The sequence below is a fragment of the Kitasatospora sp. MY 5-36 genome, assembly GCF_001182915.1.
Taxonomy (GTDB): Bacteria; Actinomycetota; Actinomycetes; order Streptomycetales; family Streptomycetaceae; genus Kitasatospora.
The window spans coordinates 1-12,518 of the sequence record NZ_LFVW01000351.1; the positions used below are offsets into that span (position 1 = coordinate 1).

Genomic DNA, 12,518 nt, shown 5'->3' on the forward strand with positions numbered 1-12,518 from the left:
CCGAGGGCGGCTTCGGGGTGCTGCTGCCCGCCTGGTGGCGCCGCCGCCCCCGGCTCGGGCTCGCCCTGCGCGCCACCACCCCGCCCGCGCCCGGCACCCTCGCGGTCACCAGCCAGGTGGACCGGGACGCCGTGGTCGCCTTCCGGTGGCAGGCCGCGCTCGGCCCGGAGGGGGAACCGCTCACCGAGCGCGAACTGGCCGAACTCGCCGCCGCCAAGCAGGGGTTGGTCCGGGTGCGCGGCACCTGGCTGGAGGCCGACCCGGCCCAGATCGCCGCCGCCCTCGCCTTTCTCGCCGACCGGCGCGACGGCGTGCTCGCCGCCACCGAACTGCTCCGGCTCGCCCTCGACCCGGACGCGACGGTCGCCGGGCTGCCGGTCACCTCGGTGCGCGCGGACGGCCCGCTCGGCGACCTGCTCGCCGGGCGGGGCGGCGGCGCGGTGGCGCCGGAGCTGCCGCCGGACTTCCGGGCCGAGCTGCGCCCGTACCAGGAGCGCGGGCTGGCCTGGCTGCGGACCATGTCCGGGCTCGGCCTCGGCGCCGTGCTGGCGGACGACATGGGCCTCGGCAAGACCGTCCAGACCCTCGCCCTGCTGGCCGCGGAGAAGGCCTCCGAGAAGGTCCCCGGGCGGGCCTCCGGGAAGGCCCCCGGGAGGGCCCCCGGGAGGGCCTCCGGGAAGGCCTCCGGGAAGGCCTCCGAACGGCCCGGTGGCGCCGTCGGCCCGACCCTGCTGGTCTGCCCGATGTCCCTGGTCGGCAACTGGCAGCGCGAGGCCGAGCGCTTCGCCCCCGGCCTGCGGCGGTACGTCCACCACGGGGCCGGCCGCCTCGGCGCGGAGCAACTCGCCGAAGCCGTACGGGGCGTGGACCTGGTCATCACCACCTACGGGCTGGTCCAGCGCGACCTCGCCGCCCTGCGCGCGATCCGCTGGCGCCGGGTGGTCGCCGACGAGGCCCAGCACATCAAGAACACCGGCACCGCGCAGTCCCGGGCGATCCGGTCGCTGCCCGTCACCCGGCACCGGATCGCCCTCACCGGTACCCCGGTGGAGAACCGGCTCGCCGAACTGCACGCCGTCCTGGACTTCGCCAACCCCGGCCTGCTCGGCCCGGCCGAGCGCTTCAAGGAGCGCTACGCGATCCCGGTCGAGCTGCACCGCAACCCCGAGCGCACCGCCGAACTCCTGCGCCGCACCGCCCCGTTCGTGCTGCGCCGGGTCAAGTCCGACCCGGCGGTGGCGGCCGAGCTGCCCGCCAAGCAGGAGATGACCGTCTGGTGCAACCTCACCGCCGAGCAGGCCGGCCTCTACCAGGCCGTGGTCGCCGACCTGCTGCGGCGGGTCGAGGGCATCCGGGGCGTGGAGCGGCGCGGCACGGTGCTGGCCTCGATCGGCAAGCTCAAGCAGGTCTGCAACCACCCGGCCCAACTGCTGCACGACGGCTCGGCGGTGGCCGGGCGTTCGGGCAAGGTCGCCCGGCTGGCCGAACTGCTGGAGGAGGCGCTGGCCGAGGGCGACCGGACGCTGGTCTTCACCCAGTACGCCGAGTTCGGCGCGATGCTCCGCCCGTACCTGGAGCGCAGGCTCGGCGAGGAGGTGCTCTACCTGCACGGCGGCCTGGCCCGGGCGCGCCGCGAGGAGCTGGTCGACCGCTTCCAGTCCCCGGACGGGCCACGGGTGTTCCTGCTCTCGCTGCGGGCCGGCGGTACCGGCCTCAACCTGACCGCCGCCAACCAGGTGATCCACCTGGACCGCTGGTGGAACCCGGCGGTCGAGGAGCAGGCCACCGACCGCGCCTTCCGGATCGGCCAGCGCCGGGACGTCCAGGTCCGCCGACTGGTCTGCGTCGGCACCGTCGAGGAGCGGATCGACGAACTCCTCACCGCCAAGCGCTCGTTGGCCGAGGCGGTGGTGGGGGAGGGGGAGCGCTGGCTCACCGACCTGCCGGTCGACGCACTGCGCGAACTGGTCGCCCTCACCCGGGAGGACGCCGTGGCCGAGGAGGACCTATGACCGGTTCCGGCACCGAGGAGGACGTGTGACCGACGAACCGAGACCGCCCGTGGTCAACGTCGCCGCCTACTGGCGCGGCGACTTCACCCTGAGCCCCGCCCCGGCGGAGGAGGAGGACGGCCCGGACGAGCCCTCGCTGCGCCGCCTCGGCCGCTCCGGCATCACCGCGTACGGCCGCGACCTCTCCGCCGTGCTGGCCCCCGCCTACGAGGCCTTCCGGAGCTGAGCGCGACGACTACCGTGCGGTAGCGTCGCGCGGGTGACCGACACCCACGAGACCGGGCCGGCCGGTGAAGCCGGGCAGACCAGCGCGACCGGGCCGACCGACCCCCGGCTGGCCGACTTCGAGCGGCACCGGCGGACGGTCTTCGGCATCGCCTACCGGATGCTCGGCAGCGTCGCCGACGCCGAGGACCTGGTCCAGGACACCTGGCTGCGCTGGAGCGGCGTCACCGGCCCGGTCGCCAGTCCCGGCGGCTTCCTGGCCCGTACGGTCACCAACCTCGCCCTCAACAAGCTGGACTCGGCCGCCGTCCGCCGCGAGTCCTACGTCGGCCCCTGGCTGCCCGAGCCGCTGGTCGCCGAGCCGGACGCGACCGACGGCGTCGAGCGGGCCGAGACCGTCTCGGTCGCCCTGCTGGTGGTCCTGGAGAGCCTGTCCCCGCTGGAGCGGGCGGTGTTCGTGCTCAAGGAGGCCTTCGGTTTCTCCTACCAGGAGATCGCCGAGGCCCTGGACCGCACCGAAGCCGCCTGCCGCCAGGTCGGCAGCCGGGCCCGGGCGCACGTGCGCGCCCGCCGGCCGCGCTACGACGCCCCGCCCGAGCTGCGCCGCCGTGCCACCGACGAGTTCCTGGCGGCCTGCGTCGGCGGCGACCTCAACCGGATGCTGGAACTGCTCGCCCCCGACGTCACCAGCTGGACGGATGGCGGCGGGGTGATCAGCGCCGCGCTGCGGCCGGTCACCGGCGCCGACAACGTCGCCCGCTTCGTCCTCGGGGTGCTCCGCCGGCTGGGCGAGGGGGCCGGTGTCCGTCCGGTGCTGGTCAACGGCGTGCCCGGCGTGCTGGTCACCGTGGACGGCGCGGTCGACTCCGTCACCGTCTTCGAGTTCGCCGAGCAGCCCGACGGCGCCGTGCGGATCTCCGAGATCCGCGCGGTCCGCAACCCGCGCAAGCTGGCCCACCTGGCCGGCCCGGCCCCCGCTCCCGCCCCCGCTCCCGGCGCCGACGGCAGCGCCGACCGCTCCGGCCCGGCTTGACCCTCGACCAGGTCGAGCCCGCAGAGTCACCGGCATGGAGAGCGAGCTGCACAGCATCGGCGAACTGGCCCGCGCCAGCGGCCTGGGCGTCGGCACCCTGCGCTACTACGACGGCGCCGAGGTGCTCACCCCCGCCTGGGTGGACCCGCAGACCGGCTACCGCTGGTACCGGCCCGGCCAGCTCGCCGACGCCCGGCTGCTGGCCCGGCTGCGCCGGGTCGGCCTGCCGCTGGCCGGCATCCGCGCCGTGCTCGGCGCCGCGCCCGGCAGCGGCGGGGCCCGGCAGGTGCTCGACGCACACCTGCGCCGGCTGGAGGACGGCCTCGCCGACGCCCGCCGCGAGCTCTCCCTGATCCACGCGATGATCGACCAGAGGGAGCAGCCGATGACCACCACCCCCGCCGGACTCCGGCTCACCGTCCCGGCCGAGGAGCTCGCGGCCGCCCTGGACGCGGTCCGCTTCGCGGTCTGCGGGCGCCCGGAGCTGCCCTCGCTCGCCGGCGTGCTCTTCGAACCGGACGGACCGGTGCTGCGCCTGGTCGCCACCGACCGCTACCGGATGGCCTTCGCCGAGGTGCCCGCCACCGGCGACACGCCCGAGCAGCCGGTGGCCGGCACGGTCGTCCCGACCGCGCTGGTGGACGCGCTGCGCGCACTGCTCGGCGCGGGCCCGGCCGAGGTGGCGCTCACCCTCGGGGACGGACCGGTCCGGGCCGAGGTCGGGGAGCACCGCATCGAGGGCGTCGCGTTGGACGTCGACTACCCCGACCACCGGGCCGTCACCCGGCTCGAACCGGAGCACCGGATCACCCTGTCCGCCGCCGAACTGCGCGCCGCCGTCGAGACCGGCGCCACCCGCACCCTGCCCTCCGGCCCGGACGGCGCCGACTGCGAGGTCACCGTCCTGACCCTGGCCGGGGACGGAAGCCTGACGGTCGCCGACGACCCGGCCCCCGAGGGCTACCGACTGGCCGTCAACCGGGACTTCCTGCTCGACGCCCTCGACGCCGGGCGGCCCGGACAGCTGCTCCTCGAACTCGGCGGCCCGATCGCCCCGTTGGCCGTCCGCACCCCCGGGCGGGCGGGCACCTTCTCGGTCCTGATGCCCGTCCGGCTGCCCGAGTCCGCCTGACCGCCTGACGGCCTGACCGGCTTGACCGGCCGGGCCTGCGCGGGCTCTGGAAGGATCACCGCATGAGCCCGCACACCGATCCCCGCGCCTCCGAGGTCCACGTCCCGGCCCCCGGCGGCGGCCGGCTGTGGGCGGAGCGCCGCGGCACCGGCAGCCCGGTGGTCCTGCTGCACGGCTCCGGCATGGACTCCCGGCTGTGGGACGCCGTCGCCCCGGCGCTGTCCCGGCACCACGACGTGATCCGCTACGACGCCCGCGGCCTCGGCCGGTCCGCCGCGCCGGAGCGGGCCTTCGACGACGTCGCGGACCTGCTCGCCGTCCTGGACCACTTCGGTCTGCGCCGCGCCGCGCTGGTCGGCCTGAGCATGGGCGGGGAGACCGCGCTGGACTTCGCCCTCGCCCACCCCGGCCGGGTCGCCGCGCTCGGCCTGGTCGGCGCCTCGGTCAGCGGCCACGACTGGCCGCCGTCCCCGGAGACCACCGCCTACGCCGAGGCCCGGCGCCGGGGCGACACGGCGGCGCTGGCCGCGCTGGAGCTCTCCGTCTGGGCCGCCATGGGCCGCGACGCGCCGGGCGGCGAGCTGGTCGCGACGATGGTCGAGGAGAACGCGGCCCGCCGGATCGTCAGCGAGCACCACCTCGCGGGCGCGCCGGCCCGGGCGGCCGAACCGCTCCTCGGCACCGTCACCGCGCCCACCCTGGTCGTCCACGGCGACCGCGACCACCCGGAGATCGCGGCGATCGCCCGGCGGCTCGCCGCCGACATCCCCGGTGCCCGCGGCCACCTCGTCCCGGACGCCGACCACTACCTCCCGCTGCGCACCCCCGAACGGCTCACCGAGCTCCTCCTCGCCCACCTGGCCTGACCCCCGGCCCCGGCCCGCCCACCCGGCCGGTCTCCCGGCAGGGCCCGTTTGCTGCCGCTAGCACCCTGCTTGCATTTGCAAGCAGGGTGTTGCAGGCTGTCCGCATGGCCTCACTGAACGTCGGCTCGCTGGGCGAGTACATCCGCGAGCAGCGCCGCAACGCCCAGTACTCGCTGCGGCAGCTGGCGGAGGCCGCCGGCGTGTCCAACCCGTACCTCAGCCAGATCGAGCGCGGGCTGCGCAAGCCGAGCGCGGAGATCCTCCAGCAGATCGCCAAGGCGCTGCGGATCTCGGCGGAGACGCTGTACGTCCAGGCCGGGATCCTGGAGGAGCGGCGGGGCGAGGGCCTGGAGCTGCGGGCCTCGATCCTGGCCGATCCGCTGATCAACGAGCAGCAGAAGCAGGCGCTGCTCGCGGTCTACGACGCCTTCCTCAAGGAGAACGCGTCGTCGGCTCCCAAGCCGACGGCCGACGGCCCAGCCACCCAGAACACCCACCGGGAGGACCGGTAACCATGCCCATCACCGACGAGATCAAGAAGACCCTCGGCGACCCGACCCCGCTGTACGCCCTGGCCGGCGCCGGAGACCTCGCGTACGAGAAGCTGCGCGAGGTGCCGGGACGGGTCGAGGCGCTGGCGGCGGACCGCAAGGGTGCGCAGGAGAAGGCGACCGCCAGGCTCCAGGAGGCGCAGTCGCTGCTGACCGGGGCGCAGGCCAAGGTCACCGAGACCGTCACCACCCTGCCGACTGACCTCAAGGCCCTGCAGGAGCGGGCCCAGGGCTTCGCCCTGCAGCAGGTGGCCCGCGCGGTCGAGCTGGCGGTGAAGGCCAAGGAGACGTACGACGAGCTGGCCGAGCGCGGCAAGGTCGTGGTGGACAAGGCCCGCCCGGGCACGCCGGACGAGGCCGAGCGGCCCGAGCCGGCCGCGGAGCTGGTCGAGGCCGAGCCGGTGGCGGAGGTCGTGGAGGTCGTGGAGGTCTCGGAGCTCGCGGAGGTCGACGCCGAGCCCGCCCCGAAGAAGTCCGCGCGGGCCCGCAAGGGCGCCGCCGACGCCGCGGAGTGACCCGGGGCGTGTCCGACACGCCCCCGTACCCCGTGGGGCACATCCGGTGACCACGGGACGTTGAGCCCGTCGCGGACGGTCGTCGTGCCAGGATGGGCAGCGGTCGCAGCGCCGGAGTCGAGAGCAGAGGAGATCGAAATGGTCGGAGTGTTGCAGATTCTGGCCTTTTCCTACCTGAACCCGATCTGGTGGGCGACCATCGCCATCCTCGCCTACAAGCTGTTCGCCCTGGCCGACGCGGTCACCCGCCGGGAGGACGCCTACCGGGCGGCCGACAAGAAGACCAAGGGCTTCTGGGTGGCGATCCTGGCGATCTCCTTCGGCTGGGACTTCCTGTTCGGGGTGAACTTCTTCACCGGCATCGGCACCCTGGCCGGCCTGGTCGCCTCGATCGTCTACGTGGTGGACGTCCGCCCGGCGATCCGGGCGCTGACCGGGGGCAGTGGCGGCCGGGGCGGTCGGAGCAACACCGGGCCGTACGGCCCCTGGTAGGAGCGGCAGCCGACAACGTGACGGCCCGGGCGGGGAGTTCACCCGCCCGGGCCGTCGCGTTGTCCGCCCTCGTTCTTCGTCGACCGCTTCCGCGCCCGTTCGCGCGTCCCTCGGCCGGGGATCAGCCGAGGATCAGCTGCACCGGGTTGCGCTCCAGCAGCAGCACCGCGACGTCGTCGGTCAGCGCGCCGCCGTTCAGCTCCTCGACCTCGGCGATGGCGCTGTCGATCAGCCGCCCCCGGGTCAGTCCGGCGGCCTGGTGGTCGCCGATCAGGTCCGCGAGCCCGTCCTGGCCCAGCCGGCGCGATCCGGCCCCGACTCGGCCCTCGATCAGTCCGTCGGTGTAGAGCAACAGCCGCCAGCCGGCCCGCAGTTCGACCTCGTGGGCGGGCCAGGCGGACTGCCCGTCGTGGCACGGAAGCAGGCCGAGCGCGGGCCCGGCGAGGTCGGCGGGCAGGGTGATCGGCTCGTGGTCCCGGCCGAGCAGCAGCGGCGCCGGGTGCCCGGCGAGGTAGAGCCGGGCCCGCTCGCCGGTGCCGAGCGAGTCGAGGCCGCTGCCGGGGCCGCCGGGCTCGATGACCAGCATGCAGAGCGTCGCGAAGATCTCGTCGCTGCGCCGTTCGTGCTCCAGCACGTGCTGGAGGGTGGTGAGCAGGGTCTCGCCGGTGAGGCCCGCGAAGACCAGGGTGCGCCACGCTATCCGGAGCGCGACGCCGAGCGCAGCCTCGTCCGGGCCGTGGCCGCAGACGTCACCGATCACGACGTGGACGGCGCCGTCGTCGGTGCGCACGGCGTCGTAGAAGTCGCCGCCGAGCAGTGCGCGGCGGCGGCCGGGGCGGTAGCGCCGGGTGAAGGAGAGCCCGGCGCCGTCGAGCAGCGGGGTGGGGAGCAGGTGGCGCTGGAGGCGGGCGTTCTCCTGGCCGCGCAACTCGGCCTCGACCAGGCGGCGCTGGGACTCGTCGGCGCGCTTGCGCTCGACGGCGTAGCGCAGGGCGCGGGCGAGCAGCGGGCCGTCCGTCTCGTGCTTGAGCAGGAAGTCCTGGGCGCCGGCGGCGACGGCGGCCGCGCCGAGTTCGGCCCCGGCGGCGTCGGTGAGCACCACGACCGGGGTGTGCGGGGCCCGGCGGAGCAGCTCGTGCAGGCCCTCCAGCCCGTCCGAGGAGTCGGTCGGGTGCGGCAGGTCGGCGGGCGCGGCGAGGTCGAGCAGCACGCAGCCGAACTCGGGGGTGCGGGAGCGCCCGCGCCGGGCCCAGTTCACGGGCGGGGCGAGCAGTTCGGTGGCCTGGTCCAGGCCGCGGGCCCAGTGGATCTCGATCGAGGTGCCGCTGTCGGCCACCGCCGCCTTGATCAGCTGGGCGTCCGAGGCGTCGTCCTCGATGACCAGCAGCCGCAGCGGGGCGCCGTCGGCCGGTCCGTCCGCCGCCGGGCCGCCCGGGTCGGAGATGTGGGACGGGTGGGAGGCGTGCGCGGCCCGCGAGCGGGGGTGGGGTATCGGGGGAGCCGCCGAGGCCGGTCCGGTCGTGACGCGGCTTCGGGCATGACCGACGGGGGCGCCGTCATGGGCGCCCGGCAGGCCCGCGGCACCAGGTGCCCGCCCGTCTCCCGTTGCGGGCATCGGTGGTTCCTCCCTTTCCCCGACTGCGTAACGGTCGACGTCCGTCCGCAGTGCCCGCCTGGCACCGCGCGTCGGGGAACTTCTCGCGACCATAACGTGATCTCCGGGGATTTCTCTGGCCGACCGGCGCCGTTGTGGCTATTGCCACGCCGGTGGTGGTGTGGTGACTGGACTCGGACGAGCACCCGGGCTCCGTCGGGTGGCTGCCGGAAGGGCTGCCGGGCGGCTCCGGGAAAGGGGAGAGGGCGATGGTTGCGCGCATCACTCTGGTGGAGGGTGACATCACGGAACAGCCGGTGGACGTCGTGGTGAACGCCGCCAACTCGTCCCTGCTGGGCGGTGGTGGGGTGGACGGCGCGATCCACCGCAAGGGCGGACCGCAGGTCCTGGAGGAGTGCCGCCGGCTGCGCGCCTCGCACTGGGGCAAGGGGCTGCCCACCGGTCGGGCGGTGGCGACGACGGCCGGACGGCTGCCCGCCCGGTGGGTGGTGCACACCGTCGGGCCGGTGTACCGGGCGGAGGAGTACGAGGAGCGGGCGGAGCTGCTGGCCTCCTGCTATCGCGAGTCGCTGCGTGCCGCGGCGGGGCTCGGCGCGCGCACGGTGGCCTTCCCGGCGGTGTCGGCCGGGATCTACGGCTGGCCGCCGGCGGACGCGGCCCGGATCGCGCTCGGCACCGTCGCGGAGGTGCTGGACGGCGGTGACGCGGAGGCGGGCGCGGAGCTGGCGGAGGTGCGGTTCGTGCTGTTCGGGTCGGAGATGTACGGGGTGTTCGAGCGGGCCCGGCGGGAGCTGTTCGGCCGGGAGGTCTGAGGGCGGGGGTCTGAGGGCGGGACCATCGTGGCGTGTCGGGGCGTCAACACGCCAGAGATATTCGATAACTCGTTCGAGTGAACGTATCGAATCGCTCACCGGCTCCCGGCGCGCACCGCCCGCACGGCGGCCACGACGGCCACGACGGCTACGGCGCGAGCGCCGACCAGGGCACCGTGACCTCGCCCTGCCGCCACCGCCCGCGCGCGTCCACCAGCGGCCAGCTGCCCGCCAGCGCTGTGCAGGCCGCCACCCAGCGCTGCCGCGCCCCGAACGCCCCGTACGGCGCGGCCGCCGCCCAGGCCCGGTCGAAGTCGGCCAGGAAGGCGTGCACGGGCCGCCCCGGCACGTTGTGGTGGATCAGCGCCTTCGGCAGCCGCTCGGCCAGGTCGGAGGGCTGGCCCAGGCCGCCCAGCCGGGCCGCGAAGGTCACCGTCCGGGGCCCCTCCGGGCCGAGCGCGACCCAGACGTGCCGCCGCCCGATCTCGTCGCAGGTGCCCTCGACCAGCAGCCCGTCCGGGGCGAGCCGCGCGCACAGCCGCTCCCACACCCCGGCGACCGCCGACTCGTCGTACTGCCGGAGCACGTTCGCGGCCCGGATCAGCTGGGCCGGCCCGCCGCCGTCCAGCGGTACCTCGAAGCCCCCGCGCCGGAAGGTGAGCAGCGGCGGCTCGGCGTACGGCAGTGCGGCGGCGACCCGCTCCGGCTCGATCTCGATCCCGACCACCCGGACGTCCGGCCGCACCGTGCGCAGCCGTCCGGCCAGTTCGACGGCGGTCCACGGCGCGGCGCCGTAGCCGAGGTCCACCGCGACCGGCGGCCGCCCGGCGGCGCGCAGCGCACGGCCGAGGGTGTGGGCGATCCAGCGGTCCATCCGGCGCAGCCGGTTGGTGTTGGTGGTGCCCCGGGTGACCGTCCCGACCGGGCGCCCGGTCCGTCCGCGGGCGGGCGCGGCGGGAGCGGGGGCGAAGGAGGCAGCCATGTCCAGAAGGGTAGTCGGGTGGCTGAGGGCACCGTGCTGACCAGGGGCGATGGCGGCCGTTCCGGCCGGTGGGCCGGGGCGGGAATGCCGGGCGCGGTCCGTGTGGTTGGCACCCTGATGGTGATGTGTGCCCGGACGGGGCAGCGCACACCGGACAACGGGCGGCCCGGCGCGGACCGCCTCGACGGGCCGCACAGAGGAGGCTTCAGCCAGGTGATCCAGCACCCCGTCCGTTCGGTACGCCGGGCCCAGCCCGCCGCCCCCGCGCGCGGCCGGCTCCAGTCGCTCGTCCCCGGTCGCCGCCGCCCGCGCCGGATAGCCATGCTGAGCGTCCACACCTCGCCGCTGCACCAGCCCGGCACCGGGGACGCCGGCGGGATGAACGTCTACATCGTGGAGCTGGCCAAGCGCCTGGCCGACCTCAACATCGAGGTCGAGGTGTTCACCCGGTCGATCTGCTCGGACGACGCGCCGACGGTCGAGCTGGCCCCGGGCGTGCTGGTCCGCCACGTCACCGCCGGTCCGTACGAGGGCCTGGTCAAGGAGGACCTGCCGGCCCAGCTGTGCGCCTTCACCCACGGGGTGCTGCGGACGGAGGCGGGCCACCGCCCCGGCCACTACGACCTGGTGCACTCGCACTACTGGCTCTCCGGGCAGGTCGGCTGGCTGGCCGCGCAGCGCTGGGGGGTGCCGCTGGTGCACACCATGCACACCATGGCGAAGGTCAAGAACGCCGCGCTGGCCGAGGGCGACACGCCCGAGCCCGCGGCCCGGGTGATCGGTGAGACCCAGGTGGTGGAGGCGGCCGACCGGCTGATCGCCAACACCACCGAGGAGGCCGCCGAGCTGGCGCTGCACTACGCCGCCCGGCCGGACCAGCTGGCCGTCGTGCACCCCGGGGTCAACCTGGACGTCTTCCGCCCCGGCGGGCCGCGCACGCCCGCCGCCGCGCGGGCCCGGCTGGGCCTGCCGCAGGACGCCGCGGTGCTGCTGTTCGCGGGCCGGATCCAGCCGCTGAAGGCCCCGGACGTGCTGCTGCGGGCGGTCGCCGCGCTGCTGGGCCGCCGCCCGGAGCTGCGCGAGCGCCTGGTGGTGCCGGTGGTCGGCGGGCCGTCCGGCACCGGGCTGGCCCGGCCGGAGAGCCTGCACAAGCTCGCCGCCCAGCTGGGCATCGGCGACGTGGTGCGGTTCCACCCGCCGGTCGGCCAGCCGGATCTCGCCGACTGGTACCGCGCGGCGTCGGCGCTGGTGATGCCCTCGTACAGCGAGTCCTTCGGGCTGGTCGCGCTGGAGGCGCAGGCCTGCGGCACCCCGGTGGTGGCGGCCTCGGTCGGCGGCCTGCCGGTCGCGGTGCGGGACGGCGAGACCGGCACCCTGGTGCAGGGCCACGACCCGCTGGACTGGTCGTACGCGCTGGAGCCGTACGTCACCGACCGGGGCCTCGCGGCCCGGCGCGGCGAGGCGGCGGCCCGGCACGCGTCCCGCTTCGGCTGGGACACCGCCGCGGCGACCACCGCCGAGGTGTACGCCGGGAGCATGGCCCGCCCGGCCGGGCGGCTGGCCGGGGTCCGTCGCCGACCGGCCTGAGCGGAGGCCCGGGCGGAAGCCCCGGGGCCGACCGGCCTGGGGCTGCGCCCGCCCGGTACCGACGAGTAACGTCACCCCCATGGCAATCCGCACCAAGGACGAGGCCCTGACCCTCCTGCGCGCCGCCCTGGACGACGCCGGGGTGGCCTGGGAGCCGGCCGCCACCGACCCGTACACGCTGGTGGCGGCCCTCCCGGGCACCCGCAAGCTGAGCACCACCTGCGCCCTGCGGGTCGGCGACCACACCCTGTCGGTCAACGCCTTCGTGATCCGCCGTCCGGACGAGAACCACGAGGCCGTCTACCGCTGGCTGCTGGAGCGCAACACCCGGCTGTACGGCGTCGGGTACGCGATCGACGCGCTCGGCGACGTCTACCTGGCCGGCCGGCTGCCGTTGGAGGCGCTCACCGCGCAGGTCGTGGACCGGCTGCTCGGCACGGTGCTGGAGAACGCGGACGAGCCGTTCAACACCCTGCTGGAGCTGGGCTTCGCCACCGCGATCCGGCGCGAGTGGGAGTGGCGGACCAAGCGCGGGGAGTCCACCCGCAACCTGGCCGCCTTCGCCCACCTGGCCGCCCCGCGGGACGCCTCGGCCGAGGCCCCGGTCACTCCGGACACCCCGGCCGCCGGCTGACCCGCGGGCCGGTCAGGCGCCCGCCGGGGCCTTCCCGGCCGGCTCCACCGCGGGCGCCGTGG

13 protein-coding genes are annotated in these 12,518 nt (G+C 75.7%); 11 read left to right on the forward strand and 2 right to left on the reverse strand.

Features of this window, described 5'->3' with window-relative positions:
- The 8 genes from AE652_RS21935 to AE652_RS21970 all read left to right on the forward strand — a co-directional run.
- Positions 1–2,012 (forward strand): DEAD/DEAH box helicase (locus AE652_RS21935; RefSeq protein ID WP_049654142.1); only part of this gene is annotated, 2,012 nt, incomplete at its 5' end.
- A gap of 25 nt (positions 2,013–2,037) precedes the next feature.
- Positions 2,038–2,238, forward strand: coding sequence for a hypothetical protein (locus AE652_RS21940; protein ID WP_049654144.1), 201 nt, complete (start codon positions 2,038–2,040; stop codon positions 2,236–2,238).
- Between the two features lie 33 nt (positions 2,239–2,271).
- Entirely contained in the window at positions 2,272–3,270 is a 999-nt protein-coding gene (locus AE652_RS21945) for an RNA polymerase sigma-70 factor (RefSeq protein WP_234348477.1), read from the forward strand.
- A gap of 34 nt (positions 3,271–3,304) precedes the next feature.
- On the forward strand, positions 3,305–4,402 hold the full coding sequence (locus tag AE652_RS21950; protein WP_049654146.1) for a MerR family transcriptional regulator: 1,098 nt from the start codon (positions 3,305–3,307) through the stop codon (positions 4,400–4,402).
- Positions 4,403–4,464: 62 nt separating this feature from the next.
- Positions 4,465–5,268 carry an alpha/beta fold hydrolase gene (locus tag AE652_RS21955; RefSeq protein WP_049654147.1) on the forward strand — a complete coding sequence of 268 codons (804 nt, stop codon included), beginning with the start codon at positions 4,465–4,467 and terminating at the stop codon, positions 5,266–5,268.
- Positions 5,269–5,372: 104 nt separating this feature from the next.
- Positions 5,373–5,780 (forward strand): helix-turn-helix domain-containing protein, encoded by a 408-nt coding sequence (locus AE652_RS21960; protein ID WP_049654148.1) that lies wholly within the window; start codon positions 5,373–5,375, stop codon positions 5,778–5,780.
- A gap of 2 nt (positions 5,781–5,782) precedes the next feature.
- Positions 5,783–6,334, forward strand: coding sequence for a hypothetical protein (locus tag AE652_RS21965; RefSeq protein ID WP_049654150.1), 552 nt, complete (start codon positions 5,783–5,785; stop codon positions 6,332–6,334).
- Positions 6,335–6,472: 138 nt separating this feature from the next.
- Complete coding sequence (locus AE652_RS21970; protein ID WP_049654152.1) at positions 6,473–6,826, forward strand: DUF2516 family protein; 354 nt, start codon at positions 6,473–6,475, stop codon at positions 6,824–6,826.
- A 121-nt stretch (positions 6,827–6,947) separates the two neighbouring features.
- Here AE652_RS21970 and AE652_RS21975 read toward each other — a convergent pair whose 3' ends face one another.
- On the reverse strand, positions 6,948–8,441 hold the full coding sequence (locus AE652_RS21975) for a PP2C family protein-serine/threonine phosphatase (RefSeq protein WP_049654153.1): 1,494 nt from the start codon (positions 8,439–8,441) through the stop codon (positions 6,948–6,950).
- A gap of 248 nt (positions 8,442–8,689) precedes the next feature.
- Between AE652_RS21975 and AE652_RS21980 the strand changes: the two genes are divergently transcribed.
- Positions 8,690–9,253 (forward strand): O-acetyl-ADP-ribose deacetylase, encoded by a 564-nt coding sequence (locus tag AE652_RS21980; protein WP_049654154.1) that lies wholly within the window; start codon positions 8,690–8,692, stop codon positions 9,251–9,253.
- 148 nt (positions 9,254–9,401) lie between these two features.
- Here AE652_RS21980 and AE652_RS21985 read toward each other — a convergent pair whose 3' ends face one another.
- A complete protein-coding gene (locus AE652_RS21985; RefSeq protein WP_049654155.1) occupies positions 9,402–10,235 on the reverse strand; it encodes a methylase in 834 nt (277 codons plus the stop codon).
- A gap of 216 nt (positions 10,236–10,451) precedes the next feature.
- Here AE652_RS21985 and mshA point away from each other — a divergent pair, with 216 nt between their 5' ends.
- Together mshA and AE652_RS21995 are read left to right on the forward strand one after the other, a co-directional pair.
- On the forward strand, positions 10,452–11,822 hold the full coding sequence (gene mshA / locus AE652_RS21990; protein ID WP_369808316.1) for a D-inositol-3-phosphate glycosyltransferase: 1,371 nt from the start codon (positions 10,452–10,454) through the stop codon (positions 11,820–11,822).
- 79 nt (positions 11,823–11,901) lie between these two features.
- Positions 11,902–12,456, forward strand: coding sequence for a YbjN domain-containing protein (locus AE652_RS21995; RefSeq protein ID WP_049654159.1), 555 nt, complete (start codon positions 11,902–11,904; stop codon positions 12,454–12,456).
- Positions 12,457–12,518 lie beyond the last annotated feature (62 nt).